The 25,916-nt window shown below is 64.3% G+C and carries 24 protein-coding genes; 20 read left to right on the forward strand and 4 right to left on the reverse strand.

All coding sequences use genetic code 11. The annotated features are described in order from the left end of the window. The first annotated feature begins 134 nt into the window (after positions 1-134). Entirely contained in the window at positions 135-1,847 is a 1,713-nt protein-coding gene (locus FNV92_RS09340; protein ID WP_143841224.1) for a sulfatase-like hydrolase/transferase, read from the forward strand. Positions 1,848-1,852: 5 nt separating this feature from the next. On the opposite strand, the gene FNV92_RS09345 is transcribed toward FNV92_RS09340, so the two are convergent. Continuing rightward, positions 1,853-3,412 (reverse strand): glycine betaine ABC transporter substrate-binding protein, encoded by a 1,560-nt coding sequence (locus FNV92_RS09345; RefSeq protein ID WP_143841223.1) that lies wholly within the window; start codon positions 3,410-3,412, stop codon positions 1,853-1,855. After that, positions 3,409-4,191 (reverse strand): ATP-binding cassette domain-containing protein, encoded by a 783-nt coding sequence (locus tag FNV92_RS09350; protein WP_041748747.1) that lies wholly within the window; start codon positions 4,189-4,191, stop codon positions 3,409-3,411. The genes FNV92_RS09345 and FNV92_RS09350 overlap by 4 nt, the downstream gene beginning before the upstream one ends. Before the next feature lie 134 nt (positions 4,192-4,325). Between FNV92_RS09350 and FNV92_RS09355 the strand changes: the two genes are divergently transcribed. From FNV92_RS09355 to FNV92_RS09380, 6 genes are all read left to right on the forward strand, one after another. Beyond that, positions 4,326-5,144 carry an ABC transporter ATP-binding protein gene (locus tag FNV92_RS09355; protein WP_143841221.1) on the forward strand — a complete coding sequence of 273 codons (819 nt, stop codon included), beginning with the start codon at positions 4,326-4,328 and terminating at the stop codon, positions 5,142-5,144. Continuing rightward, positions 5,144-5,929: an ABC transporter permease gene (locus FNV92_RS09360; protein ID WP_143841220.1), complete on the forward strand. Its 786-nt coding sequence runs from the start codon at positions 5,144-5,146 to the stop codon at positions 5,927-5,929. Before FNV92_RS09355 ends, FNV92_RS09360 begins: the two co-directional genes overlap by 1 nt. Positions 5,930-6,035: 106 nt before the next feature. Continuing rightward, positions 6,036-6,566: a DUF305 domain-containing protein gene (locus FNV92_RS09365; RefSeq protein WP_168213285.1), complete on the forward strand. Its 531-nt coding sequence runs from the start codon at positions 6,036-6,038 to the stop codon at positions 6,564-6,566. Between the two features lie 9 nt (positions 6,567-6,575). Further along, positions 6,576-8,045, forward strand: coding sequence for a YncE family protein (locus FNV92_RS09370; RefSeq protein ID WP_143841218.1), 1,470 nt, complete (start codon positions 6,576-6,578; stop codon positions 8,043-8,045). A gap of 40 nt (positions 8,046-8,085) precedes the next feature. Beyond that, positions 8,086-8,604 carry a sigma-70 family RNA polymerase sigma factor gene (locus FNV92_RS09375; RefSeq protein ID WP_143841217.1) on the forward strand — a complete coding sequence of 173 codons (519 nt, stop codon included), beginning with the start codon at positions 8,086-8,088 and terminating at the stop codon, positions 8,602-8,604. After that, positions 8,601-9,374, forward strand: coding sequence for an anti-sigma factor family protein (locus FNV92_RS09380; protein ID WP_143841216.1), 774 nt, complete (start codon positions 8,601-8,603; stop codon positions 9,372-9,374). Before FNV92_RS09375 ends, FNV92_RS09380 begins: the two co-directional genes overlap by 4 nt. A gap of 73 nt (positions 9,375-9,447) precedes the next feature. Here FNV92_RS09380 and FNV92_RS09385 read toward each other — a convergent pair whose 3' ends face one another. Continuing rightward, positions 9,448-9,897 carry a cupin domain-containing protein gene (locus tag FNV92_RS09385; RefSeq protein ID WP_015684397.1) on the reverse strand — a complete coding sequence of 150 codons (450 nt, stop codon included), beginning with the start codon at positions 9,895-9,897 and terminating at the stop codon, positions 9,448-9,450. Between the two features lie 138 nt (positions 9,898-10,035). Here FNV92_RS09385 and FNV92_RS09390 point away from each other — a divergent pair, with 138 nt between their 5' ends. The 8 genes from FNV92_RS09390 to FNV92_RS09425 all read left to right on the forward strand — a co-directional run bounded on the left by FNV92_RS09390 (position 10,036) and on the right by FNV92_RS09425 (position 17,476). Beyond that, on the forward strand, positions 10,036-11,061 hold the full coding sequence (locus FNV92_RS09390) for an ABC transporter substrate-binding protein (protein WP_168213284.1): 1,026 nt from the start codon (positions 10,036-10,038) through the stop codon (positions 11,059-11,061). A gap of 29 nt (positions 11,062-11,090) precedes the next feature. Continuing rightward, entirely contained in the window at positions 11,091-11,795 is a 705-nt protein-coding gene (locus FNV92_RS09395) for an NUDIX hydrolase (protein ID WP_143841215.1), read from the forward strand. A 94-nt stretch (positions 11,796-11,889) separates the two neighbouring features. After that, positions 11,890-13,200 carry an ABC transporter substrate-binding protein gene (locus FNV92_RS09400; protein WP_143841214.1) on the forward strand — a complete coding sequence of 437 codons (1,311 nt, stop codon included), beginning with the start codon at positions 11,890-11,892 and terminating at the stop codon, positions 13,198-13,200. A 15-nt stretch (positions 13,201-13,215) separates the two neighbouring features. Further along, complete coding sequence (locus FNV92_RS09405; RefSeq protein WP_015684401.1) at positions 13,216-13,986, forward strand: ABC transporter ATP-binding protein; 771 nt, start codon at positions 13,216-13,218, stop codon at positions 13,984-13,986. Next, complete coding sequence (locus FNV92_RS09410; protein ID WP_143841213.1) at positions 13,986-14,690, forward strand: ABC transporter ATP-binding protein; 705 nt, start codon at positions 13,986-13,988, stop codon at positions 14,688-14,690. Before FNV92_RS09405 ends, FNV92_RS09410 begins: the two co-directional genes overlap by 1 nt. A 5-nt stretch (positions 14,691-14,695) precedes the next feature. After that, complete coding sequence (locus tag FNV92_RS09415; protein WP_015684403.1) at positions 14,696-15,577, forward strand: branched-chain amino acid ABC transporter permease; 882 nt, start codon at positions 14,696-14,698, stop codon at positions 15,575-15,577. Continuing rightward, the gene (locus tag FNV92_RS09420; protein WP_143841212.1) at positions 15,574-16,593 is read left to right on the forward strand and encodes a branched-chain amino acid ABC transporter permease; all 1,020 of its coding nucleotides are present in this window, start codon (positions 15,574-15,576) and stop codon (positions 16,591-16,593) included. The genes FNV92_RS09415 and FNV92_RS09420 overlap by 4 nt, the downstream gene beginning before the upstream one ends. Continuing rightward, entirely contained in the window at positions 16,553-17,476 is a 924-nt protein-coding gene (locus FNV92_RS09425) for a polyphosphate kinase 2 family protein (RefSeq protein WP_143841211.1), read from the forward strand. Before FNV92_RS09420 ends, FNV92_RS09425 begins: the two co-directional genes overlap by 41 nt. A 298-nt stretch (positions 17,477-17,774) precedes the next feature. On the opposite strand, the gene FNV92_RS09430 is transcribed toward FNV92_RS09425, so the two are convergent. Then, positions 17,775-18,665, reverse strand: a complete 891-nt coding sequence (locus FNV92_RS09430) for an MBL fold metallo-hydrolase (RefSeq protein ID WP_143841210.1) — start codon at positions 18,663-18,665, stop codon at positions 17,775-17,777. 706 nt (positions 18,666-19,371) lie between these two features. Here FNV92_RS09430 and FNV92_RS09435 point away from each other — a divergent pair. The 5 genes from FNV92_RS09435 (at position 19,372) to FNV92_RS09455 (ending at position 25,904) form a co-directional block, all read left to right on the forward strand. Further along, the gene (locus tag FNV92_RS09435) at positions 19,372-21,759 is read left to right on the forward strand and encodes a mechanosensitive ion channel domain-containing protein (RefSeq protein ID WP_143841209.1); all 2,388 of its coding nucleotides are present in this window, start codon (positions 19,372-19,374) and stop codon (positions 21,757-21,759) included. Positions 21,760-21,862: 103 nt separating this feature from the next. Then, positions 21,863-22,858, forward strand: coding sequence for a tripartite tricarboxylate transporter substrate-binding protein (locus tag FNV92_RS09440; RefSeq protein ID WP_143841208.1), 996 nt, complete (start codon positions 21,863-21,865; stop codon positions 22,856-22,858). Between the two features lie 401 nt (positions 22,859-23,259). Continuing rightward, positions 23,260-24,855, forward strand: a complete 1,596-nt coding sequence (locus tag FNV92_RS09445) for an NAD-dependent malic enzyme (protein ID WP_244623803.1) — start codon at positions 23,260-23,262, stop codon at positions 24,853-24,855. A 272-nt stretch (positions 24,856-25,127) separates the two neighbouring features. Then, positions 25,128-25,646: a septal ring lytic transglycosylase RlpA family protein gene (locus FNV92_RS09450; protein ID WP_143841206.1), complete on the forward strand. Its 519-nt coding sequence runs from the start codon at positions 25,128-25,130 to the stop codon at positions 25,644-25,646. 102 nt (positions 25,647-25,748) lie between these two features. Next, a complete protein-coding gene (locus FNV92_RS09455) occupies positions 25,749-25,904 on the forward strand; it encodes a hypothetical protein (protein WP_015684411.1) in 156 nt (51 codons plus the stop codon). Positions 25,905-25,916 lie beyond the last annotated feature (12 nt).

Raw genomic sequence — 25,916 nt, forward strand, 5'->3', positions numbered from 1 at the left:
GACACGCGTTGCTTGTCGGTGACCGTTCAATTACAGTTTTATGACACGGTGCAGGCTTCCGGCTGCGCCGAACGCCGCAGGCTGGCCCGACGGCTGGGTATTCATCGCGCCGGACCAGCAGTTGCGTGTCGTCGATGGCGTCCGCGCCCAATCCAGGTCCTTCCGCTGCCACCGCCGTGCTGGCGAGCGTCGCCGCGCTCGGAATCTGGCGGCTGCTTGCGGTTGCCGCACCACATCTGGCGGCGCTCGGCCTGATGTACGAGACCGAGACGGATTTCGGCTCGCGGCTGTCCTTCGCGCTCGCCTGGGGTATCCTCAACTTCCTCTGGATCACGCTGCTGCGGCGGCCCGCATTGTCGGGCGCGCTGTCGCTGACCATGGTCGTGGTGCTGGTGCTGCTGTCGCGGCTCAAGCACGACGTCGTGCAGATGACGGTCAACTTCATCGATCTGATGATGATCGACCGCGACACCGTCGCGTTCCTGTTCACGATCTTCCCGAATCTGCGCTGGTCGGTGATCCTGGCCGGTCTCGTCACGTTGCCGCTGATGTATGCGCTGTGGTGGCTCGATCCGTTCCGCATCCGCAGGCTGCCGGCGCTCGCGTGCAAGCTCGCCTGTCTTGCCGCACTGGTCGGCTATTCGCTTTACCACCCCGACGAGGCCTGGCGCGGCTATTACGACGACGGCTATCTCTCGAAATTCTTCCGCTCCGGCGTCAGCGCGGTCTCCGACTTTGCGCAATACGGCTTCATGGAATCGGCCGCCGCGACCGACGAACGGCTCAACATGCCGCTGGTCGATGCCTGCCATCCCGCCGGCCGCCGGCCGAACATCATCATGATCCATGATGAATCGAGCTTCGACATCCGCGCCGCCCAGGGCATCAAGGTGCCGGCCGGATATGGCAATCATTTCAAATCCTGGGATGGCAAGCAGCGCGCGTTCCTGGCCGAGAGCAATGGCGGCCCGAGCTGGTTCACCGAATACAACGTGCTCGCCGGGCTGTCGTCGCGCTCGTTCGGCCGCTTCGCTTATTTCGTGACGCGCATCGCGACTGGCCGCGTCGAGCGCGGCCTGCCGCTGGCGCTACGGCGCTGCGGCTACGACACCCTGTCGCTCTATCCCGCCTATGGCGGCTTCATGGCTGCGCGCAGCTTTCAGATGACGACCGGCGTCGAACGTTTTCTCGACTCCAAGGATCTTGGCGCGAAGGATGTCGAGCCTGACAGCTTCTTCTACGACAAGGCCCTCAAGTTGATGGGGCAGCAGCCGCCAAACAAGCCGCTGTTCACCTTCATCTATCTCGGCGCCAATCATTTCCCCTGGGAGACGCGCTTCCGCCCGGACCTGCTGCCGAACTGGCGCGCGCCGGGCAACGTGCCGTCGATCGACGAATATCTGCGCCGGCAGGCGATGAGCGCAGAGCAGTACAAGGCCTTCCTGGCCGGCCTGAAAAAGAATTTTCCGGGAGAACCCTTCCTGATCGTGCGCTATGGCGATCATCAGCCCGAGTTCGCGCCGGCTATCCTCGAGCCCGGGCTCGACGAGGGCGCTCTCGGCAAGAAGCTCGATGCTTACGATCCGCGCCTCTATGCGACCTACTACGCGATCGACGCCGTCAATTTCGAGCCGGTGAAGAGCGAGGCCGTGATGGACACGGTCGACGGTCCCTATCTGCCGCTGGTGATCCAGGAAGCCGCCGGCATTCCGCTCGATCCGTCCTTCGCCGAGCAGAAGGAGATCATGCTCCGCTGCAAAGGCATCTTCTACGGCTGCAAGGACGGCGCGGAGGCGCGACGGCTCAACCGGCTGCTGATCGACGCAGGGATGATCCGGGGACTGTAGCCGGCCTACCGCTTGCCCACCTTCTCCCACAGCCACTTCGCCACCGCATCCGGTGAGGAATTCGCATCGTTGCCGGCGGCACGCAAATTGGCCTCGCGCATCGTGGCGATGTCGATCTTGCCGAGCAGCGGAGTGAGCGCCGTCTTGAGCCGTTCGTCGCCGGCGCGTTTCGGCGCCAGCAGCAGGATGGCATCATAGGGCGGGATCGCGTGCCTGGGATCGTCCAGCGCCGTGAGATCGTATTTCGCGATCAGGCCGTCGCTGGTGTAGCCGGCGATCACGTCGACCTCGCCGCTGGCGACTGCCGCATACATGAAGTCCGGCTGCATCTGACGCTGGGCGCGGAACGAAAGGCCATAGGCCTTTTGCAGCGCCGCCCATTCGGGGCGCGAGAAGAACTCGTAGTCGCCGGCAATCGACAGCTTCGGAGCATGCGCCGCGAGATCGGCGATGGTACGGATGTCGAGTGCTTCGGCGCGCGTCTTCGGCATCACCAGCGCATAGGCATTCTCGAAGCCGAGCTCGCCGAGCAGGGTGACGTTGTCCTTGGTGAGCGCCGTCTTCAGTTCCGCCAATAATTCCGCACGCGGCTTGATGTCCGTGCGGTGAAGCTGGTTGGCCCAGAGCGTGCCGGAATAGTCGACATAGAGGTCGATATCTCCTGCCTTCAACGCCTCGAAGATCACGCTCGAGCCAAGACCCGATCTCGCAGTGGAGGGCAGGCCGGCGGCCTGGAGACGATCCCTGAGCAAGGCCGAGAGCACATATTGCTCGGCAAATGTCTTGGCACCGACCACATAGCCTGATGACGAGCGGCCCATCGAGGGCACCAGGGTCGCTGCGACCAGCGCCGCGATCCCGGCGGCGCCGAGCCCGCTGCGCAAGCGGCTGCGGCGGCGCAGGCCACTCTCGATCAGTCCGAGCAGTTGATCCACGGCGAGCGCGAGCGCGGCCGATGTAAAGCAGCCGAACAGCACGAACACCCAGTTCTGGGTCTGCAATCCCGCAAAGATGTAGTTGCCGAGGCTGGTTTGCCCGATCGGCGTCGACAGCGTCGCAGTGCCGATCACCCACACCGCGGCGGTGCGGATGCCCGCCATCATCACCGGCAGCGCCAGCGGTAGCTCGACCATCACGAGCGACTGCCGCGCGGTCATGCCGACTCCTTCCGCGGCTTCGATCAGCGCGGGATCGATGCCGTTCAGCCCGGTGATGCCGTTGCGCAGCACCGGCAGCATCGAATAGAGCGCCAGCGCCAGCACCGCCGGCAGGAATCCGAAGGCGGAGAAGGAGACGCCGAACCAGGCGAGTGTCAGCGAAGCCGCTGCGAGCAGCAGCGGATAGAACAGCGCGAGCAGCGCCAGTCCCGGTACTGTCTGCACGATGCTGGCAAGCGCGAGCAGGATGCTCCGCGGCGCCGGACGGTTGCGGGTCAGGATCGCCAGCGGCAGGCTGACGGTGAGGCCAAGCGCCAGCGCGGCGAGGCTCACCCTCACATGGTTGCCGAGATAGTCGGGCAAATGCGACAGCGCCTCGCCCCAACGCGGATCGGAGAGGAGGCTCATGCCGCACCGCTCTGCGGGAGCAGCGCGTTCAGCCGCTCGACCTGGCGCCGCGGCGTGCGCAGCAGCTCCAGCACATAGGCGTCGTCGCTTTTCGAGAGCTCCACCGGCGTGCCCTGCGCGAGCATCCTTCCGCCGCGCATCACCGCGATGCGGTCGGCGAGCAGGATCGCCTCCGTCATGTCATGCGTAATCATCACCGTGGTCAGCCCGAGGCTGCGATGCAGGGCCCGATAATCGTCGCCCAGCGCATCACGGGTGAGGGGATCGAGCGCGCCGAACGGCTCGTCCATCAGCACGATGCGTGGTTTTGCCGCGAGCGCCCGTGCCACGCCGACGCGCTGCCGCTGACCGCCCGAGAGTGCTTCGGGCAGCCTGTCGCGATGCGCGGTTCGGTCGAGTTGCACGAGCGCCAGCAACTCGTCGATTCGGGCGTCGATCTCCGCCGTCGCTACGCCCAGCAGCTTTGGCGTAATCCCGATATTGTCCGCAACGCTCAAATGCGGGAACAGTCCACCGCTCTGGAAGACGTAGCCAATTCGCCGCCGCAGCGCGACAGGGTCGACATTCCGCACCTCCTCGCCCTCGACCGTGATGGTGCCGCCGTCAGCCTCAATCAGCCGGTTGGCGAGCCGCAGCAGTGTGGTCTTGCCAGATCCCGAACCACCGACAACAGCCAAAAACTCGCCCTCGGCGATGTCGAGCGACGCATCGTCGACGGCCTTGAGGTGACCGAAGCTCTTGCTGACATGGGAGTAGCCAATCATCGTCCTGGACGGCATCGGGCGGGAGCTCACTTCGCTGACCCGCCCACCGAGGGAGGGGATGACGAGGCCCATGCGTAGCACGCTTGGCGGCTTGATTGAACTTGGCCGCGCGAGCGGCTAAGGCATCGGGCCAAGTTCGGAGGGAATACATGACGACGCCCACAGCGGTGGCGCTGGAAGATGCCAAGGTCGCGTTCCGGCTCGGGGACGGACGGATCTATACGGCGGTGGAGAAGGCGCATCTGGTGGTCGCCCAGGGCGAGTTCGTCGCCATTGTCGGCCCGACCGGATGCGGAAAATCCACGCTGCTCAACGTCGCGGCCGGACTGCTGACGCCGGCGGCGGGCAGCGTCAGGATATTCGACCGGCCGCTCTCGGGGCTGAACCGGGATGCCGGCTACCTGTTCCAGGCCGATGCCTTGTTCCCGTGGAAGACCGCGCTCGACAATGTCGCCATTGGGCTCGACATCATGGGGGCGCCGCGTGCCGAGGCGGTTCAGCGCGCGCAGAAATGGCTCACAGCCGTCGGCCTCGGCGCTTTCGCCAATCGTTATCCACACATGCTCTCCGGCGGCCAGCGCAAGCGCGTGGCGCTGGCGCAGGTCTTGATCCGCGATCCCAAAATCCTCTTGATGGACGAGCCGTTCGGGCCGCTCGATGCTCAGACCCGCCAGGTGATGGGCAATCTGCTGCTCGACCTCTGGAATGCCGACCGCAAGGCGGTGCTGTTCGTCACCCACGATCTCGAAGAGGCGATCGCGCTCGCCGACCGTGTCGTGATCATGTCGGCGGGGCCTTCCTCGCGCATCATCGGCGACTGGCGCGTCAGCTTGCAGCGCCCGCGCGACATTTTCGAGGTGCGGATCGACAAGGAGTTCCACGCGCTCCACCGCGAGATCTGGAACGTGCTCAAAGACGAGGTGATGAAGGGCTACGCGCAGTCCACCCAGGCGGCGGAGGCGGTCTGATGTCGCGCGTCACGCTGCTTGCGCTTCAAGTCCTTGTCGCCGTGGTCTGCATCGCGCTGTGGCAGTTGCTGTCGACCGTGCCGGTGTTCGGCAAGATCCTGCTGCCGCCGTTCTTCTTCTCCAATCCGGTCGACGTCCTCGCCCAGATCGTCAAGTGGTTCTCGTCCGGCGTGATCTGGAAGCATCTCGGCATCACGCTGACGGAATCAATCCTGGCCTTCGTGATTGGATCGGCCGGCGGTGTGCTGGTCGGGTTCTGGTTCGCTCGCCAGCCGCTCGTCGCCGCGGTGTTCGACCCCTACGTCAAGATGGTGAACGCGTTGCCGCGCGTCGTGCTGGCGCCGATCTTCGCGCTTTGGCTCGGCCTCGGCATCTGGTCGAAGGTCGCGCTCGGCGTGACGCTGGTGTTCTTCATCGTGTTCTTCAACGTCTATCAGGGTGTGAAAGAGGTCAGCCGCACCGTGCTCGACAACGGACGCATGCTGGGCATGAGCGAGCGGCAGCTGATGCGGCACGTCTATTGGCCGTCGGCACTGTCCTGGATGTTCTCCTCGCTGCATACTTCGGTCGGCTTCGCCGTGGTCGGCGCGGTCGTCGGCGAATATCTGGGATCGGCGGCCGGGCTCGGCTACCTCATTCAGCAGGCCGAAGGTGTGTTCGACGTCGCCGGCGTGTTCGCCGGCATGTTCGTGCTATCGGCCTTTGTCATCCTGATCGACTATGGGGTTACGCTGGTGGAGCGACGCCTGCTGGTGTGGCGGCCGACCGTGGACGGGCGCGGCTAGGTAGGCCGCCGCGCCTGACTGCTGACGTTTATGTGATCGACCGGCCGGAATAGAACGCGCGCCCACGCGTCAAACCCCCATGCAACCACCTGCATGGGAGTTCAGGATGCCCCCCTCACAGTTTCGCCGCGCGGTAGCGGCGCTCGCAGGCCGATGGCCCAGGCCCGGCCTTGGCACGGCGTTTCTTGCCGCGCGCATTCTGGTCGCGTTCGCGCTCCCTCCGCTCGTGTTCGCGCATGAGTCCCATCCGGCCAGCCCTCCAGCCGCGCCAAGCGCGGAGGAGCGTGCATTCCTGGAAGAGAACGATGCCGCGATGACCAAGATGATGAATGACATGGCGGCCAAACCGACTGGCGACATCGATCGCGACTTTGTCGCGATGATGAGCCCGCACCATCAGGGTGCGATCGACATGGCGGTGATCGAGCTGCGTTATGGCAAGAATGAGCAGCTAAGGCGCATCGCGCAGGAGATCATTGTCGAGCAGATGCAGGAGATCGCCGCCATGAAGCTCGCGATCGGCGAGTCGGCGACCGACACCACGCCTGCTCCGACGCAATCGCCATCTGTTCCCATCGCAGCCGTTCATCACCATCCGGGGATGCAGATGGACATGTCCGCTGGAATGAAGAAGTAGGAGCCGCAGATGACGACATTTCGAAGCAATATGATGAAGAGCATTTTCCTGGCCGCGACGATGCTTGCGACGGGGTCTCTCGCTTGGGCAGGGCAGGCGCCGGGCGCGCTGTCCGCCCCGGATGTTCCGATCAGCCACCACGACCGCGTCTACGCTGCGGAACAATTCTCGAATACGGTCTCGGTGACAGACCCCGTGGATAACAAACTGCTTGGCGTCATCCGGCTGGGCGACCCGCAGCCCGGCAATTTCAGCCCGCTCTACAAGGGGCAGGTGCTCGTGCACGGCATGGGCTTCTCGCCCGATCACAAGACGCTCGCCGTGGTGTCGATCGGCTCGAATTCAGTCAGTTTCATCGACACCGCAACCAACGCGGTCAAGCAAGTGACCTATGTCGGGCGGTCGCCACACGAGGCGTTCTTTACGCCTGACGGCAAGGAGGTATGGGTTACCGTCCGCGGCGAAAACTACATCTCCGTCATCGATCCGATCAGCTTCAAGGAGACAACCCGCATCACGACGCCGAACGGCCCGGGCATGCAGATTTTCTCGCCCGACGGCAAGTACGGCTACATCTGCTCGTCCTTCAATCCCGAGACCGACGTCGTCTCGGTGGCCGAGCACAGGATCATCGCCAAGGTGAAGCAGGAGAGCCCATTCTGTCCGAACATCGCGGCGACGCCGGATGGAAACCAGGTGTGGTTCACACTGAAGGACGTCGGCCGGACACAGGTGTTCAACGCGAGACCTCCGTTCAACGCGATCAGGACGATCGACACCGGGCCGATTACCAATCACGTCAACTTCGCGCACACCGCCAAGGGAACATTCGCCTATGTCACCATCGGTGGTCTGAACGAAGTGAAGGTGTTCCGCACCGACGACTTCTCGCAGGTTGCCGCGATCCCCGTCGGCAATCTGCCGCACGGCGTGTGGCCGTCCGGTGACGGCACCCGCATCTATGTGGGGCTGGAAAACGCCGACGCGCTTGCGGCGATCGATACGGCAACCAACAAGGTGATCGGGAACGTTCCGATCGGCCAGGCGCCGCAGGCGATAGTCTATGTTCCGAATGCTGCGCCTGACCCGGATGACCGCCAGAATCTGCAGGCGCTCGGCGTGGCCGGCCAGGTCGCTCATCTGGCACTCGCGTCGAAAGACGGCACAAAGCACGGCACGGCGCCGACCAGCGTCTCACTGTTCGATCAGGGCCTGATCCAGATCCTGCAGGCTTCGGTGACGGGACTTCAGCCCAAGCAGAAATATGTGCTGGCATTTGCGGAACGCAGTGACGGGGGCGGACCATTGCAGCCGCTGGCAGCTTTCATGACCAATCCGGCCGGATCCGCTATCGTCAACGCGGCTGGTCCGATCCGGCAGATCGTCGACCAGTCTGCCGCGGCCGCAAGGCGCTATCTGGTGATAGCATCCGGCGACGCGGCGATGCCGGGCGAGGCCGTCCAGATCGAGGCTCAATGACGGCGGTTCGAACGGCAATGGAGAGGTGGCGGAGCGTTTCATGAAGGACATGCTGGTTCAGGTCGAGCCGCTGATCCCCGCGCTTCGCCGCTATGCGCGCGCGCTCATGCGCGAACGCGCGGCCGCCGACGATCTGGTTCAAGACTGCCTGGAGCGCGCCGTCAGCCGCTGGCACCAGCGGCGCGACGGCAGTGTCCGCGCCTGGCTGTTCACCATTCTTCACAACCTGGCTGTCACTCAGTTTCGCCAGGCGACAGCGCGGGGCAGGCACATGCCGATCGACGATGCAGGCGAGCGGGAACTGGTCAGCGCGGCGGAGCAGGAGCACAGGCTGATCTATCAGGACGTCCTGGGCAAGCTTGCGAAACTCCCGGAGGAGCAGCGGGCCGTCTTGTTACTGGTTGCAGTCGAGGATCTCTCTTACGCGGATGCCGCGGACGTGCTGAACATCCCGATCGGGACCGTGATGTCTCGCCTGTCGCGTGCGCGGGAGAGACTGCAACAGGAGATGGATGGCGTTGCGACGGGAAATGTCGTGGCTTTGCGGAGCGTGAAATGAACCAGCGGCCGATCACCGAGGATGATCTCCACGCCTATGTGGACCAGGCGCTCGAGCCCGAGCGTCGCGCGGAGGTCGCATCCTATCTGGACGATCATCCGGATGTTGCCGCACGCGTTGCGAGCTTCGTTGCCCAGCGTGAGCAATTGCGCGGCGCGCTTGCGTCGATCGCCGATGAGCCGCTGCCGGCAGAATTGAACTTGTCGCGCATCATCGAGAGCCGAAAGCGGCGTCCCTTGCGAACGTGGGGAGCGATCGCTGCGATGTTGCTCCTCGGTCTCGGCGGTCTCGGCGGGTGGACCATGCGCAGCGTGTTGCAGGAAGGCTCGAACGGACTGTCTGCGCTGGCACAGGAGGCGGCCTATTCCTATGGCGTCTACGCACCGGACCGGGTGCGGCCGGTCGAGATACGCGCCTCCGAGAGTGCGGAGCTCACGCGATGGGTCTCCAGCCGACTGAAGCAGCCGGTGAAGGTGCCGGACCTCGCTGTCTCGGGCTACAGGCTGATGGGGGGGCGCCTGGTTGCGACGTCCCATGGCCCGGCCGCAATGTTCATGTACGATGACGATCGCGGTGACCGCCTCGTCGTGCTGACGCGTCCGATGAGCAACCGCAATCTGGATACGCCGATGATGCCGCAATCGACCGGCGATGTCGCGGGCTTCGTGTGGGCGGATGGCGGCATGGGTTACACGCTGGTCGGCCAGCTTCCGGGGGAGACCCTCAAGCCGATCGCGAACGAAATCCGGAAGCAGGCGCGCCCGATCTAGCGCCGGAATTCACGAAGCGGGCCCGCGCAGCGGCGCGAGCCCGAACATTCGCCCCGCCTTGACGGAGTGCGTCTCAATCCAGCAGCTTGGTATCGTCCGGCGCCTGCGGCGGCGTCTTGATCGCGATCGCCTTGACCTGGCCGCTGATCGGCTTGGTGCCGCCATGCGGCGTGCCCTTGGGGATGATGACGAGGTCGCCCGGCTTCACCGTCACTTCCTTATCGCCGAGCCAGATCGTGCCGGTCCCGTCCAGGATGTACTGGATCTCGTTGGTGTTGGGATGCATGTGCTTGGGCACATTGCCGACCTGGATCGAGATGGTGGCGCCGTCGGCGCTCGCGAACATTTTTGAGCGGTAGCCGACGTTGTTGGCGGGCCCGAGCGCGTCGCCCTCCATCTCGCCGGTATGGATGATCTGCGCCGTGACGTTTTCCGCGGCCAGGGCCGGGCGGAGCAGCTGGTTGGCGCCGCACCCGGCGGCAAAGGCGGCGGCGATCGATAGCCCGATTGCAAGGCGATTCATGGTTGATCCTCCCCATCAAGAATTGTTGTTGTGGGCTGATGCTATTGCGCCGAAAGGCCGATGACCAGTGCACTTAGGCAGTGCTTCTCAAGCCAGTCCGGCTGCTCTATGGTGCCGCCAGCCGAACGGAGGAAACCAATGAAGAACACGATTGCCAGGCTCGCCGGCGCGCTGCTCGCGCTGACGCTCACCACAGGATTTGCCGCGGCGCAAAGCAAGGTGACCATCGCAATCGGCGGCGGCTCCTGCCTGTGCTATCTGCCGACGGTGCTGGCCAAGCAGCTCGGCGAATACGACAAGGCCGGCCTCAATGTCGAGCTGGTGGACCTCAAGGGCGGCTCGGACGCGCTGAAGGCCGTTCTCGGCGGCAGCGCCGACGTGGTCTCCGGTTATTTCGACCACTGCGTCAATCTCGCCGCCAAGAAGCAGGAGCTTCAGGCCTTCGTGGTCTATGACCGCTATCCCGGCCTCGTGTTGGTGGTGTCGCCCGCGCACACGAATGAGATCAAGTCTATCAAGGATCTTGCCGGCAAGAAGGTGGGCGTCAGCGCGCCCGGCTCCTCCACCGATTTCTTCCTCAAATACCAGCTGAAGAAGAACGGGCTCGATCCCGCCGGCACCGCCGTGATCGGCGTCGGCTTAGGTGCCACCGCGGTTGCCGCGATGGAGCAGGGCCAGATCGATGCGGCCGTGATGCTCGACCCCTCCGTCACCGTGCTCCAGGGCAGCCACAAGGATCTGCGGATCCTCAGCGACACCCGCACTCAGAAGGACACGCTCGAGACGTTCGGCGGCGAATATCCGGGCGGCGCGCTGTATTCGACCGCGGCATGGGTTGCCAAGCACGAGAAGGAGACGCAGGCGCTCACCGACGCGATCCTCGCCACGCTCGCCTGGATTCACTCGCACTCGCCCGAGGAGATCATGGCGAAGATGCCTGAGGAGACGGTCGGCAAGAACAAGGACCTCTATCTCGCGGCGCTGAAGAACACGATCCCGATGTTCTCCGAGACCGGCAAGATGGACCCGAAGGGCGCGGACGCCGTGCTCTCGGTGTTCAGCGTCGGCTCGCCGGAGGTGGCCAACGCCAAGATCGACGTCAGCAAGACCTTTACCAACAAGTATGTCGAGCAGGCCAAGAAGACCACGGGGAGCGCCAAATAGCTGACGCTATCGCTCGGTAGGCCGGCGTCATGACATCTTTGGTCATTCATCGCGTCACGACACTTGATCTCGCGGTGCGGCCGATCGTCTGGCCGTTCGCCGAGGAGCGGCGCGCCGAGATCGCGGCGCATTTCGCCGAGAAGCAGCGCGAGCGGCCCAAGATCTGGAACGGCCGCGTCCTGCTCGGGCGCGACGCGGTCTTCACGGACGGCCATCTTGCCGCGACCTATTTCGAAACCGACTTTGCGAGCTTCCTCGCCTGGCGCGACTGGGGGTTTCCCGACAAGGCGGTGTTCAACGGCTTCGGCATGGGCGCGCTGCGCGCCTCCGACGGCGCCTTCATCATGGGCGAGATGGCGCAGCACACCGCCAATGCAGGGCGCATCTATTTCCCTTCTGGCACGCCCGACCTCGACGACGTCAGGGATGGTGCACTCGACATTCCCGGCAGCGTCGTGCGCGAGCTCGGCGAGGAGACCGGCCTGACAGAAGGCGATTATCAGGCCGAGCCTGGATGGCACTGTGTCGTCACCGGGCCGTCGATTGCAATGATGCAGGTGCTCAACTTGCATATGCCGGGCGAGGCCGCCCGGGTCCGGATCGAGGCCAATCTCGCGCGCGAGGCCGAGCCCGAGCTGTCGGCCATTCATCTTGTGCGCGGGATGAGCGATCTGACGCCGACCATGCCGCGATTTGTCACGGCCTTTATCAAGCAGCAGTTCGCTTCGCGCTGACGCGCGAGGCTTGACATCGCTGCGCTCAGCCCATGTGATGGGCAAAAAGCAAAAGCAAAAAGAATGCAATGCACAATCGTCCAGGGAGGTTTTGATGCGTCTGCGCATGGCTGCCCGCTTGGTACGTGGGCTGTTGGTCGCGTTTGCCGCGACGGGCTTGATGGCTTCGGCCGAGGCTCAGGAGAAGAAGATCAAGATCGGCGTTGTTTTCGACCTGACCGGGCCTCTCGCAGGCGGCGGCTCTGAGCTCGGCTATATCGGCGCAAAAATCATCCTCGACCATTTCGCCAAGACCGGCGTCGAAGGCTACAAGATCGAGGCGGTCTACGCCGACGCGCAGAGCAAGCCCGACATCGCCATCAACGAATCCGTTCGTCTGCTCGAACAGGAGAAGGTCGACATGGTGCTCGGCTTTTTCTCCTCGGCGCAATGCGTTCCGGTGGCGGCCCGCGTCGAGCAGCTCAAGAAGTTCATGTGGATGACGACCTGCATCTCGTCGGCCGTATTCAACGACAAGGGCTACAAATACGTCTTCCGCCCGCAAGCGAGCGGCGACCAGTTCGGCATGATGACGATGGATTTCATCGCGCAGAACGCCAAGGCGAAGTTCGACAAGGAACCGAAGGACCTGCGCGTCGCTATCATCCACGAGGATGGCGCCTATGGCGTCGACGTCTCTAGGGGCAACGAGGCCGGTGCAAAGAAGGCGGGCTTCAACGTCGTGATGAAGGAAGGCTATTCGGCCACCGCGCCGGATCTGTCGGCGCTCGTGACCAAGCTGAAGCGCGCAAAACCCGATGTCATTTTCCACACCGGCTACAATCCGGACATCACCCTGCTGCTGCGTCAGGCCCGCGAGCAGGGTCTGAGGTTCGGCGCGCTGATGGGGCATGGCGCGGGCTACGGCGTTTACGAGAAGCTGAAGGAGGGCATGGGCGCTGACGCCACCTACATCTTCAACACCGATCCGATCTCGATCTGGCTCGCCAACCAGAAGACCATGGACCCGAAACTCCCGGCCGTAATCAAGATGGTCGGCGAGGAATTCGACAAGATCCGGCCGGGTGTTGCCATCCGCTCGGCCCATGTCGGCATCGGCGCGTCCAATACCTACGTCTTCATGGCCGATGTGCTGCCGCGCGCGATCAAGAAGTATGGCGGCGTCGATCCCGACGCGCTGCGCAAGGCTGCGCTCGACACCGACATCCCTGAAGGCGGCACCATGCTCGGCTTCGGCGTGAAGTTCTACGGCGAGGGCACGCCGATGGCCGGGCAGAACGAGCGGTCATTCCCGGTCGTGATCCAGTACATCGACGACAAGTCCTCCGTGGTGTGGCCCAAGAGTCAGGCGCAGCGCGAGGCCGTGCTGCCGCTGCCGAAGGGCACCACCTACAGCAACCAGTAGCGGCGGAGCAGGGCGGTGCTGGAAGTCAGCGGGCTGGTGAAGCGCTTCGGTGGCTTCACCGCTGTCAACAACGTGTCGTTCAGGGTCGATCAGGGCGAGATCCTCGGCCTGATCGGGCCCAACGGTTCGGGCAAGAGCACGATCTTCAACATGCTCTCCGGCACGCTGGCGCCGACCGCAGGCTCGATCCTGTTCGACGGGCGTGAGATCGCAGGCCTCGCGCCGCACCGGATCATCAACTGCGGTGTCGGGCGCACTTTCCAGATTCCGCGGCCGTTCCGCCGTTTGACGATCTTCGAGAATGTCGCGCTCGCGGGTTTCTACGGGCAAGGCCGCCACAGCCGTATCAAGGCGGAAGAGGCGGCCGAGCGTTCGCTTGCGATGGTGGGCCTGCCGACCGATCGTCACGCCAGCGTCGATGGTCTGGGGGCGGCGGGCCTGAAGAAGCTCGAACTGGCGAAGGCCCTCGCCACTGCGCCAAAGCTTCTGCTCGCCGACGAGAGCCTCGGCGGCCTCGACGAGGCCGAGATGGGGCAGGCGGCCGACATGCTGCGCAACATTCGCGACGAGCTCGGCATCACCATCATCTGGGTCGAGCACATCATGGGCGTGCTGATGCGCGTCGTCGATCGCGTCATGGTGCTCGATCACGGCGAGAAGATCTCGGAGGGATTGCCGAGCGCGGTCGCCGGCGATCCGCGCGTGATCGAGGTCTATCTCGGCACCGATGCCGAGACCACGCAGGCCGCAGCGGCCGCGGCGCGGCGTCGCGCGGGAGTGCAGTGATGCTGGAGCTCCGAGGCGTCAATGCCGGCTATGGCACCTTCCAGGCGCTGTTCGACGTCAGTCTCGACGTCAGGGCCGGCGAGGCCGTCGGCGTCATCGGTCCCAACGGTGCCGGCAAGACCACCCTGATGCGTGTCATCTCCGGCCTGATCCGGCCCTCGCGCGGGTCGATCAGGATGGAGGGTGTCGACGTCGTGGCGACGCCGCCGCACAAGATCGTCAGCCTCGGCATCGCGCATGTGCCGGAGAACCGGCGGCTGTTTCCGCAGCTTTCGGTCGACGACAATCTCAAGATGGGCGCCTTCATGAAGGAGGCGCGCGGCCACTACGCCGAGCGGCTGGAGGTCGTGTTCGACCTGTTTCCGCGCCTGAAGGAGCGCCGCCACCAGATGGCCGGCACCATGTCCGGCGGCGAGCAGCAGATGTGCGCGATCGGCCGCGCGCTGATGTCCAATCCGAAACTCCTGCTGCTCGACGAGCCGTCGGCCGGACTTGCGCCCGTCGTGGTGCAGCAGGTGTTCGAACTGGTGAAGCGGATCCGTGCCAGCGGGCTGACGGTGCTGATCGTCGAGCAGAACGTGCAGCAGGTGCTGCGCGTGGTCGATCGCGCCTATCTGATCGAGGCCGGCACGATCCGCTCCTCGGGCACGTCGGCCGAGATGCTGGCGAGCGACACGGTCAAGGAAGCTTATCTCGGGGTGTGAGGTTCATGCAGGCGATCCTGGACGTATTCGACATCTACCTGCTGGAGGCCGTGATCAACGGCATCCTGCTCGGCGGCGTGCTGGCGCTGCTCGCGCTCGGGCTCAATCTGATCTTCGGCGTCATCGACGTGACCTGGATCTGCTACGCTGAGCTCGTGATGATCGGCATGTACGCGATGTATTTCCTGGTGCAGGTCTATGGCCTCAGCTATTTCGTCGCCGCACCACTCACGATTCTGCTGGTCGCGATCCTCGGCGCGGCGCTGCATTATCTCGTGATCGCACCGCTGCTCACGGCGCCGCCGATCAACCAGCTGCTCGCGACCGGCGGCGTGCTGTTCGTGCTCCAGAGCTTTGCCACCGTCGCCTTCGGCATCGACTTTCGCAATCTCGGCATCCGCCTGCCGGTGCTCGCCTTCGGCGAGATGAATTTCAGTTACGCCCGGCTGCTCTCGTTCCTGGCGGCGCTGGTCGGCATGGTCGCGGTCTACCTGTTCATGACCCGGACCTTCACCGGCACCGCGATCCGCGCCATCTCGCAGGACCGGCAGATCATGGCGCTGATGGGCGTCGACACCAGGCGGATCTATCTCATCACGTCCGCGATCGGCGGTGGGCTGGCCGGGCTCGCCGCCTGCCTGCTCGTGCTGCAATATGACGTGCATCCCTTCGTCGGCCTCTCGTTCGGGCCGATCACCTTCTTGATCTGCGTGCTCGGCGGGCTCGGCAATTTCATCGGCGGCTTCATCGCCGCCTTCGTGTTTGCCGAGATCATCTCGCTCGGCGGCCTGTTCTCAGATCTCGAATGGGGCTATGTGCTGGCCTTCGCCTTCTTCATCGTCATGATGTTCATCCGGCCCGCGGGCCTGCTTGCGAGGCGGCGATGACGGGGCAGGGGCGGCTTGCAGCATGGGCGGTCGGGCTGGCGGCGCTGGTTGCGCTGCCCTTCGTCTACCGCGATCCCTATCATCTGCACATCCTGGTGCTGATCCTGATCTGGTCGTTCGCCTATACGTCGTGGTCGATGATGGGGCGGTTTGGCCTGGTCTCGCTCGGCCATGGCGGCTTCATGGGGATCGGCGCCTACGTCACTGCGCTGCTGTGGAATCATCTCGGCTGGTCGCCCTGGATCGGCATTCCCATCGGCATGGCCGCGGCCGGCGTGCTGGCGCTGATCGTCGGTTATCCCTGCTTCCGCTTCCGCATCACCGGGCATTATTTCGTGCTGGTGACACTGGCGCTGTCCGGCATCGTGCTCCAGGTCATCACGGCCACGCGCGACTACACCGGCGGCTCGCTCGGCTATACGCCGAACCGGGCCTCGGGCAACAAGCTGCTGGCGCTGCAGTTCGACGACAAGATCACCTGGTACCTGATCGCGCTCGGGGTCTGGCTGCTCGGCATCGTGGTCTGGCACTGGGTCGACCGCAGCATGGCGCGCTACGCGCTGGAGGCGATCTCGGAGGACGAGGACGCCGCTGCCGCGGCCGGCGTCGATGTCACCGCCGAGAAGCTGAAGATCACGCTGCTCAGCGCGGTGATGACGGCGCTGGCGGGCGCGGTCTATTGCCAGTACCAGATGTTCATCACGCCCGACACCGTCAGCGGCATCGCGGTGTCGCTCCAGATGGTGTTCGCTGCGATCGTCGGCGGACTGTTCGTGTCGCTCGGTCCGACCTTCGGTGCCGTCATCACCATCCTGCTGGCGGAAACCCTGCGGATCGGCTTCGGCACCAAGGCGGTCGGCTGGGACAATCTCGTCTACGGCGTGCTGCTCGTCCTTTTCATCATATTCCTTCCCAAGGGTATCCTTGGTAGCGTGCTCGACCGACTGAAGCCGCAACGCAAGGTTCCCCGCGCTCATGAACAAGAAGCCGTCCAAATCGCTCGCCCAGGAGCTTGACCGCTACATCACGCCGTTTCGCTACGACGGGTCGGGCAAGTTTCACCTCAAGGACCACAAGACCAACGAGAAGGGCGATCTCGACAAGGAGAAGGCGCAGGACATCCTGGAGGCCAACAAGGGTCGCCTCGCCGATTTCCAGGAGAAACTCTACGCCCAGGACCGCTGGTCGCTGCTCCTGATCTTCCAGGGCATGGACGCCGCCGGCAAGGACAGTGCCATCAAGGCGCTGTTCGAAGGCATCAACCCGCAAGGCTGCGACGTCCATGCATTCAAGCAGCCCACCAGTCACGAGCTCGACCATGACTTCCTCTGGCGTCACGTGGTTGCGCTGCCCGCGCGCGGCCATATCGGCATCTTCAATCGCTCACACTATGAGGAATGCCTGGTCACGCGCGTGCATCCGGACATCCTTGCCAAGGAGCAGCTGCCGCCCAAGCTCATCACCAAGAACATCTGGCGGGAGCGATTCGAGGACATCACGGCTTTCGAGCGCTACCTGGCGCGCAACGGCACTATCGTCCTGAAGTTCTTCCTCAACGTCTCCAGGGAGGAGCAGCGGCAGCGCTTTCTCGAGCGGCTGGAGGTGCCGGCCAAGCAATGGAAGTTCTCCATGGGCGACATCAAGGAGCGCGCGCTGTGGCCGCGCTACCAGGCGGTCTATCAGGACATCGTCCGCCACACCGCGACGGCCCATGCGCCCTGGTATGTCGTGCCCGCCGATCACAAATGGTTCGCGCGTGTCGTGATCGGCTCTGCGATCGTCGCGGCGCTCGACAAGCTCGACCTGCGCTTCCCCCGCGCCGACAAGTCCTCGCTGGAGGAGTTCAAGGAAATCCGCAAGGCGCTGGAAAAGGAGGAGGGGAAGAAGCGGGCAAAATGAACAAAAGCGAAAACAACCCCATGCACAGTAGCCGGTGATAATGAAATCAAGGGCTTGGCCGTTATCGTGGATGGGGATTCGGATTTTTGGAATTTCGTTTGACTCGTCGGGCAAAACAGGGGTATGGTGTCATCATTGCGACGTGCCGCTTGTCGCATCCATAGCAGCCAGATCACGGATGCCGTAGGGTGGGCAAAGCGTAAGCGTGCCCACCAATTTTCATGACGATAGGGGTGGCGGGCACGGCGCGCGAAAACGCGCCTTTGCCCACCCCGCTATTTCAGCGCAACCCCGCCCCTCAGTATCCGCGGCCCCACCAGTAGCAGAAGCGCTCGACATTGGCGGGAAGGCTGGCCTCGTAGTTCGCCCACTTCTCGTATTTCGGCAGCTTCACTTCCTTCATCGCGGTGTCGAAGCACTTGCCGGCATCGGCCGCCTTCTTCACCTCTGCTGAGAGCTCCTCCATGTAGGCGACGTCGTCCTCGATGTCCTTCTTGGTCCCGAAGCGGCCGCCGGCATAGGGATGGCCGGGGATCATCCGCTCCCAGTCGAGCGAGGCGAGCTTCTTCAGTGAGGCGATGTATTCCAGTGGCGAGGCGTTGTCGGGAATGTTGCGGAACTGCACGGATTCGATCGGGGCGAAGTCGACGACGAAGACGATCTTCTCCTTCGGCAGCCGCATCACCAGCGAGTTGTCGGAATGGTTGCGGCCGACATAGTTCAGCTCCAGCGTGGTGCCGCCGAGCGTGATGGCCTTCTTGTCGTCGACCACCTGGTCCGGCATCACGACGTCGGCGAGCAGCGAATTCTGCTTCTTCAATTCGAGCAGGCGTTCCTTGGTCCGCCGGTGGGCGACGAAGGTGGCGCCGAGATCCTTGAACGGCTGGCCGCCGGCGATGTGGTCGTAATGATGATGGCTGTAGATCACGTATTTGATCGGCTTGTCGGTGACAGCCTTGATCGCGTCGATATAGGGCTTGGCGGGACGCAAATAGGAGATCGGATCGGTCGCGATCACGCCCTGCGGCGTCACGACGAACATCGACTGATGGCCGCCATAGCGAAAGACGTAGACGTTTTCGGTGCCGTCGACCTTCCTGGTCGAGGTTTGCGGCGGGGATTGCGCCGTGGCAGGCCCAAGTCCGGCGACGAGCGCGACAAGTGCGGTCAGGCAAATCGATTTCTTCATGTCTGGCTTTCTGGAAATGATCGAGAGCGGGAGAGGAGAGGCGAATATCCTCGTCATCACAAACGCTGCCGGGAAGAGTTTATTCCGCTGCATTGAGTCGCAGGGGCGTCGCAGCGGGATAATTCATGCTGCTGTGCGTAGCCGCCGAGGAACTCGCGCATCCAAATGTGATGCCTGAAGCATCGATCCCGCTTGACAGTTTTGTGTCACAGGAGGACCATTAGCTTGGTCGCGAATACGCGACGCGCAACGTCCACATCCAGAGCAAGGGGAGGTCTATGACTCCACCTCCGCAAATCCAGCCGCGTTAAGTGCGATGGAGCTCGTTCGGACTATCGCATAGCGGCAGAAACCGCGAACGGCACGCCGGGTAAAGGTCTAGTGGGCTGCATCAGTGTGGCATGGCCCCTGCCTGCCCGGCGCTGTGCGTTTTGCAGGCCGCTGATCGCGTCGGGCGCCCTGACGGACCCGCCGGCGCGAATGTCCTGATATCCGCATCTCTCCTCCTCCTCCTCTCCATCGTCATTCCGGGTCCAAGCCCCGGAATGACGGGAGAGCTTCTTGCACGTCGCATCTCAACACGCGCATGTCACTGCCAGAGTCGTGGTTCCCGATCCTGCATTGCGGCAAATGCCAAGAGATGGTCGCCTCAGCGGCAAACTTCCGACACAGGGCGCGGGCGAATAGCGTCCATCCGACATGACGCATGCGCTTCGGCGGTGACGATTCCGCCGTGGCGCATCTATTGTTTCAGGGAATCCTCGTGTCGCACAAGCTTGCCTCCGCGCTCTTCACGGCGCTCTTCCTCGCCATCCTGTCTCTCTGCCCGGCTCGTGCCGAACCGGCTGCGCCCGTTGCCGGCAGCGCGGCCGCACTGTCGCCTGACGAAGCCAAACGCGCGCTGGAGACCCTCCAGGACGACAAGAAGCGCGCGCAAATGATCGACACGTTGCGCGCGATCGCGACTGCGTCCGGTCCGCAGCAGCCCGCGCCTGAGCAGAAATCGCCAATTCCGCTCGCGGCCGACGGCCTCGGTGCGCAGCTTCTGCTCACCGTGTCCGAAGAGATCGGAGAGATTTCGCGAGAGGTCGCGGATGTCGCGCGCACGCTCACGCATTTTCCGGCGTTCTATTACTGGATCGTCCGCACCGCCAATGATCCGGCCGCCTACAACCTCCTGATCGAGATCGCCTGGAAGCTTGCGCTGGTGTTCGGTTGCGCCCTCGCGGCGGAGTGGGTGATCTTCCGGCTGATCCGTCGACCCGTCATCTTCCTCGAAGCGCGCGTGCCGCAGACCGTGCACGTGCCAGTGCAGGCGCTCGCCGTCGGCGACCCGCCGGCATCCGCGTCCGGCGTCGCCGCCCAGCCCGAACAGCACCGGCGCCGCGTCAGCCTGGCGCGCGCGTGGCAATTGCTGCTGCGGCTGCCCTTCGTGCTCGGCCGGCTCGTGCTCGAACTGCTTCCCGTGCTCGTCTTCGTCGGTGTGGCCACGGCGCTGCTTGGAACGGAGATCGGCGATGCCGGCATCGTCCGCCTCGTCATCCTCGCAGTGGTCAACGCCTATGCGTTCTCGCGCGGGCTCATATGTATCGTCCGTGCGCTGGCCGGACCTTACGGCCTGTTTCCAGTTCGCCCGGAAACGGCTGCCTATATCGAGATCTGGGCGCGTCGCATCGTCGGCGTCGGCGTCTCCGGCATTGCGTTTGCCAATGTGGCGCTGCTGCTCGGCCTGCACCGCGCCGGCTACGCTGCGCTGCTGCGCATGGTGATGCTGGTGGTGCATCTGTTCGTCGTCGTCATCATCCTGCAATGCCGCCGTCAGGTCGCCGAGGCGATCCGCGCGCCGGCCGACCGGCAGGGCATTACGGCCCGGCTCCGCAATCGCATCGCCGCCGGCTGGCACTATCCCGCCATCGCGCTCGACATCGCGCTGTGGGCGGTCTGGGCCCTCAACATCCGCAATGGCTATTCGCTGCTGCTGCAATATTTCGTCGGCACGATCGCTGTGGTGCTGATCACCCGCGTCGCCATCATGGTGACGCTGAGCCTGATCGATCGCGGCTTCCGCATCAAGCCGGAGATCCTGCAGCGTTTTCCGGGTCTCGAGATCCGCGCCAACCGCTATTTGCCGCTGCTGCGCAGGATCGTCTCCGGCGTGATCGCCTTCATCGGCTTCGTGGCGGTGCTCGAGGTCTGGGGCGTCGACGCCATCGTCTGGTTCTATGGCGGTCAGATCGGCAGCCGGCTGATCTCGGCCGTGGCGACGATCGGCATCGCCGTGTTCATCGCCGCGGCAATCTGGGAGGCCAGCAATGCGCTGCTGGACCGCCAGATCAATACGCTGTCGCGGGACGGCCACTATGCCCGCGCCGCGCGCCTGCGCACGTTCCAGCCGATGCTGCGGACGGCGCTGCTGTGCCTGATTGCCACCGTCGTCGGACTGACCGCGCTGAGCGAGATCGGGGTCAATGTCGCCCCGCTGCTGGCGGGCGCCGGCATCGTCGGCATCGCCATCGGCTTCGGTTCGCAGAAGCTGGTGCAGGATCTCATCACTGGCCTGTTCCTGCTGCTGGAGAACACGGTGCAGGTCGGCGATAGCGTCAGCGTCTCGGGGCTGTCAGGCGTCGTCGAGAATGTTTCGATCCGCACCATTCGCCTGCGCGCCGGCGACGGCGCCGTACACATCGTGCCGTTCAGCGCGGTCACGACCATCACCAACGCCAGCCGCGGCGCCGGCAACGCGTCCGTCAGCGTCAACGTCGCCTACAAGGAGGATACCGACCGCGCCGGCCAGATCCTCAAGGACATCGTCGAGGAGATGCGCCGCGAGCCTGAATTCCGGGCCCTGATCCGCGGTGACCTCGATCTGTGGGGCATCGACAAGGTCGACGGCGCCATGGTGTCGATCGTCGGTCAGATCCGCTGCACCGAGGCCGGCCGCTGGCCGGTCCAGCGCGAGTTCAACCGCCGCATGAAGCTGCGCTTCCAGCAGAGCGGCATCGAGGTCGCATCTCCGGTTCAGACTATCCTGATGCAGATCGCGCCGCCCGCCGATCATGCCGCCAGTATGACGCCGCGGCGCGCGGCCGGATAGCGGCCCGGTAAACTTACCGCTTGCCTCCGCGCACCCCACATCGTTCACTCCACTTCCAGCCTGCTGACGACATGCGGGCGACAAAAAGGGTAGGGAGAGGCGAATGCGGGGGCTGTGGGCCGGATTGCGCGGCCATGTGATCGTCATTTGCGCGTTGCTCGGATGCGTATGGACTGCATCGGCGGGAGCCCAGCCATTTCCGTCGCGCCCCATCACCCTCGTGGTGCCGTTTTCGGCAGGTGGGCCCACCGATACGTTGGCTCGGATCCTGTCGGAACGGATCGCGGCCGAGTTGCACACCACGATCGTGGTCGAGAATGTGGCCGGCGCCTCCGGCACCATCGCCGGCGCCCGTGTCGCGCGTGCGACGCCTGATGGCACGACGATCACGATCGGCCATTGGGGCACGCATGTGCTGAACGGCGCGATCTTCAAGCTGCCCTATGACGTGCTGGCCGATTTCGAGCCGGTCGCGACGATCGCGATGGGTACGCAGCTCATCGTCGGCCGGAAGTCGCTCGAGGCCAACAGTCTGAAGGAGATGATCGCCTGGCTGAAGGCCAACCCCGGCAAGGCGACCGCGGGCACGGCCGGGGCCGGCACCGGCGCGCATGTCGCCGGCGTCTTCTTCAAGGAGAAGACCGGCACCGACTTCCAGTTCGTGCCTTATCGCGGCGCGGGGCCCGCCATGATCGATCTCGTCGCGGGCCAGATCGACATCATGTTCGACCAGGCCTCGAACTCGCTGCCGCAATACAAGAACGGCGCGATCAAGGCATTCGCGGTGACCTCGCCGACACGGCTGGCCTCCGCGCCCGACGTGCCGACCGTGGACGAGGCGGGGCTGCCCGGGCTTTATATTTCCTATTGGCACGGCATCTGGGCACCGAAGAATACGCCCAAGGACATCGTCACGAAGCTCAACGCGGCGATCGTCACCGTGCTTGCCGATCCCGCCGTCAAGGCGCGCTTCGGCGAATTGGGGCAGGAGATACCGCCGCCGGACCAGCAAACGCCCGCGGCGCTCGGAGCTTTCCAGAAAGCCGAGACTGAAAAGTGGTGGCCGATCGTGAAGGCTGCGGATATCAAGCCGGAATAGTGCTGTCGCACCACACTCTCTCACGCCCGCAGAATGCAAAGCTCTCTCGTCATTCCGGGGCGCGACGAAGTCGCGAGCCCGGAATCCATCGGGCTGCAGAGACCGCCGTGCAATGGATTCCGGGCTCGCGCTGACGCGCGCCCCGGAATGACGAGGAGAGAGCGGACTCTGCTCTCGCCCTCTCACCATGGGGAGCCAGCGATTTCGCCGTTAACCTTTTCTCGCGCGCCATTCTCGCTGCGGTGCGAGATCACAATCAATGCCCGAGAGGCTGCATCCTTGATATAAGGGGACCACTGGCCGACAATGCCAGCGGTTCAATGAGAAGCTCCCTGGGGGAATTCGTGAATAGACCTGCTCGGGTCAGTGCCCATCCGACATCATCCGACACCGCGCACGGCATGACGCTGCTGCGCGATCCCCTGCTCAACAAGGGCACCGCCTTCACGGAAGCTGAGCGCGCCGCGCTGGGCTTGCGCGGCCTGCTGCCGCCTTGTGTGCTGACGATGGAGACGCAGGTCGAGCGCGTGCTCACCAACCTGCGCATGTTGCCGACGGACCTCGAGAAATTCGTCGCGCTGAACGCACTGCATGACCGCAACGAGGCGCTGTTCTTCCGCGTCGTGGTCGACAATATCGACGAGATCCAGCCGATCATCTACACGCCGACGGTCGGGCTTGCCTGCCAGAAATTTGGCCTGATCTACCAGCGTCCGCGAGGCATGTTCATCTCCTCGCGCGATCGCGGCCAGATCGCGGACATTCTGAAGAACTGGCCCAATCCCGCAAAGCTCATCGTCGTCACCGACGGCGAGCGCATCCTTGGGCTTGGTGATCTCGGCGCCAACGGCATGGGCATTCCGGTCGGAAAGCTCTCGCTCTATTCGGCCTGCGCCGGCGTGCATCCCGAGCAATGCCTGCCGATCGTGCTCGACGTCGGCACCAACAACGAAGAGCTGCTGAGCGATCCCTATTATCTCGGCTTGCGCCAGCGGCGGCTCACCGGCGAGGCGTATGACAGCTTCGTCGACGAATTCATGGTGGCCGCGCGAAAGACGTTCCCGGGCGTGCTGATCCAGTTCGAGGATTTCGCCAATCACTCGGCATTCAAGCTGCTGCACAAGTACCGCGACGATGCCTGCGTCTTCAACGACGACATCCAGGGCACCGCGGCGGTGGCGCTCGCAGGCCTGTTCTCGGCGCTGCGCGTCAACGGCGGCAAGCTGAAGGACCAGCGCATCCTGTTCCTCGGCGCGGGCGAGGCCGCGACCGGCATCGCCGATCTCGTCGTTTCCGCCATGATGGCCGAGGGGCTCTCCGAGGCGGAAGCGCTTCGGCGCAACTGGCTGGTGGATTCCCGCGGCCTCGTCGTCGGCAGTCGCGAAGGCCTCCATGGCCACAAGCTCCGCTATGCCCATTCCGACCAGGCGCCGATCGCCGACTTCCTCACCGCGATCAAGACGCTGAAGCCGACGGCGATCATCGGCGTCGCCGCGGTCGGCGGCGCCTTCACGCCCGAGGTGCTGAAGACGATGGCCGCGCTCAACGAGCAGCCGATCGTGTTCGCGCTCTCCAACCCGACCTCGAAGGCCGAATGCTCGGCGGAGGATGCCTACCGCTACACCGAGGGCCGCGCGCTGTTCGCCTGCGGCAGCCCCTATGACCCCGTGAAGCTCAACGGACGCACCTTCGTGCCGCGCCAAGGCAACAACTCCTACATCTTCCCCGGCGTCGGCCTCGGCGTCATCGCGAGCCGCTCGCGGCTGGTGACGGACGAGATGTTCATGGCCGCCGCCCATACGCTCGCCGATTGCGTCGGCAAGGAGGATCTCGCGCAGGGAAGCCTCTATCCGGCGCTCCCGCGCATCCGCGAGGTTTCGGTTCGCATCGCCGCCGCCGTCGCAGACGTGGCCTTCCAGCGCGGGCTGGCGGACGGACCCGCGCCCAACGACGTGAAGGGCCTGGTCCAGTCGCAGATGTACGAGCCGAAATACTAGGCCGTCAGACATACCGGACTGCGGCGGCGTAACAAGACAGTCCCCAGGAGCTCGCCGGCTCCTGGTTGAGCGACTCATCCTTCCCCAGCAAGACGGCACGGCAGCTTTGTAGGCGGCTATCTGTCTCGATTCGGGACACGTCACTGTGGTGGAATCGTCACAGGCGGCGCGAAACGGCTTGGCTCTGGCCTTGGCCTCAGCCCTGCTGTTCTTCAGCCAAGGTTCTGCCCTGATTGCCCACCGAAACTTGAGGCGTGTTCGGAGGGCGCATCATGTCTCGCTTTGCACGTGCCGAAACTGCCCGGAGTTCGCTGGCAACCTCGAGCCGGTTGCTGCTCGCGGTCACCGCTGCGGCGTCGCTCGCCGCCTGCGCGCAATCACCGGTCGGCCGCCAGAAGGCCGATCTTGCCGGCACCAACCGTCAGGCCGCCGTCGAGCGGCCGCACCGGGTGGCGGCGCTGCACCCGCGGCCGATCAGCCGGGTGCGGGTGCCTGACGGTGACGCCAAGCAAGGCGTGTCGCACGGTGTCGCCAGCTTCTATTCGGACACGGAGACCGCGAGTGGCGAGAGGTTCGACAAGAACGAATTGACCGCCGCGCATCCGACACTGCCGTTCGGCACGAAGCTGCGCGTCACCGACGTTTCCTCCGGCCGTTTCGTGACCGTCAGGGTCAACGATCGCGGGCCCTATGTTCGCGGACGCGTCGTCGACATCTCGCCGTCCGCAGCCGAGGCGCTCGGCATGATGGACAAGGGCATCACCAATGTCCGGCTCGACGTCGTGCAATAATTCGATCGTCATGGTCATCGAGACGGCGCGCTTAACCGCCTGTTAGCCGCCCTGTCGCACCATGGATGCCCGAACGATTTGGGCTCTTGGGGGAGGCGGCGTTTGAACACGATCCAGTATCTCGAAGATCAGGCCGCGCGCGCCGAGCGGCTCGCCAAACGGATCACGGATACGCTGACTATCGAGAGACTCCTGAGCTTTGCCGGCGAGCGCCGCCGCGAGATCGAGCTCATCGCCGGCAGCCCCCGTCGCGCATGAAAGTTCCGTAAG

Origin of the sequence: Bradyrhizobium cosmicum, from assembly GCF_007290395.2 — a bacterium.
Classification (GTDB): Bacteria; Pseudomonadota; Alphaproteobacteria; order Rhizobiales; family Xanthobacteraceae; genus Bradyrhizobium; species Bradyrhizobium cosmicum.

Excerpts from the sequence above, each read along its gene's own strand:
- FNV92_RS09385 (WP_015684397.1), bottom strand. The coding sequence starts at position 9,897 with ATGAATCGCCTTGCAATCGGGCTATCGATCGCCGCCGCCTTTGCCGCC.
- FNV92_RS09410 (WP_143841213.1), top strand. The coding sequence starts at position 13,986 with ATGCTGGAGCTCCGAGGCGTCAATGCCGGCTATGGCACCTTCCAGGCG.
- FNV92_RS09430 (WP_143841210.1), bottom strand. The coding sequence starts at position 18,665 with ATGAAGAAATCGATTTGCCTGACCGCACTTGTCGCGCTCGTCGCCGGA.
- FNV92_RS09370 (WP_143841218.1), top strand. The coding sequence starts at position 6,576 with ATGACGACATTTCGAAGCAATATGATGAAGAGCATTTTCCTGGCCGCG.
- FNV92_RS09355 (WP_143841221.1), top strand. The coding sequence starts at position 4,326 with ATGACGACGCCCACAGCGGTGGCGCTGGAAGATGCCAAGGTCGCGTTC.
- FNV92_RS09340 (WP_143841224.1), top strand. The coding sequence starts at position 135 with ATGGCGTCCGCGCCCAATCCAGGTCCTTCCGCTGCCACCGCCGTGCTG.
- FNV92_RS09380 (WP_143841216.1), top strand. The coding sequence starts at position 8,601 with ATGAACCAGCGGCCGATCACCGAGGATGATCTCCACGCCTATGTGGAC.
- FNV92_RS09440 (WP_143841208.1), top strand. The coding sequence starts at position 21,863 with ATGCGGGGGCTGTGGGCCGGATTGCGCGGCCATGTGATCGTCATTTGC.
- FNV92_RS09365 (WP_168213285.1), top strand. The coding sequence starts at position 6,036 with ATGCCCCCCTCACAGTTTCGCCGCGCGGTAGCGGCGCTCGCAGGCCGA.
- FNV92_RS09420 (WP_143841212.1), top strand. The coding sequence starts at position 15,574 with ATGACGGGGCAGGGGCGGCTTGCAGCATGGGCGGTCGGGCTGGCGGCG.
- FNV92_RS09395 (WP_143841215.1), top strand. The coding sequence starts at position 11,091 with ATGACATCTTTGGTCATTCATCGCGTCACGACACTTGATCTCGCGGTG.
- FNV92_RS09435 (WP_143841209.1), top strand. The coding sequence starts at position 19,372 with ATGCGCTTCGGCGGTGACGATTCCGCCGTGGCGCATCTATTGTTTCAG.
- FNV92_RS09375 (WP_143841217.1), top strand. The coding sequence starts at position 8,086 with ATGAAGGACATGCTGGTTCAGGTCGAGCCGCTGATCCCCGCGCTTCGC.
- FNV92_RS09350 (WP_041748747.1), bottom strand. The coding sequence starts at position 4,191 with ATGCCGTCCAGGACGATGATTGGCTACTCCCATGTCAGCAAGAGCTTC.
- FNV92_RS09360 (WP_143841220.1), top strand. The coding sequence starts at position 5,144 with ATGTCGCGCGTCACGCTGCTTGCGCTTCAAGTCCTTGTCGCCGTGGTC.
- FNV92_RS09445 (WP_244623803.1), top strand. The coding sequence starts at position 23,260 with ATGACGCTGCTGCGCGATCCCCTGCTCAACAAGGGCACCGCCTTCACG.
- FNV92_RS09400 (WP_143841214.1), top strand. The coding sequence starts at position 11,890 with ATGCGTCTGCGCATGGCTGCCCGCTTGGTACGTGGGCTGTTGGTCGCG.
- FNV92_RS09390 (WP_168213284.1), top strand. The coding sequence starts at position 10,036 with ATGAAGAACACGATTGCCAGGCTCGCCGGCGCGCTGCTCGCGCTGACG.
- FNV92_RS09345 (WP_143841223.1), bottom strand. The coding sequence starts at position 3,412 with ATGAGCCTCCTCTCCGATCCGCGTTGGGGCGAGGCGCTGTCGCATTTG.
- FNV92_RS09425 (WP_143841211.1), top strand. The coding sequence starts at position 16,553 with ATGAACAAGAAGCCGTCCAAATCGCTCGCCCAGGAGCTTGACCGCTAC.
- FNV92_RS09415 (WP_015684403.1), top strand. The coding sequence starts at position 14,696 with ATGCAGGCGATCCTGGACGTATTCGACATCTACCTGCTGGAGGCCGTG.
- FNV92_RS09450 (WP_143841206.1), top strand. The coding sequence starts at position 25,128 with ATGTCTCGCTTTGCACGTGCCGAAACTGCCCGGAGTTCGCTGGCAACC.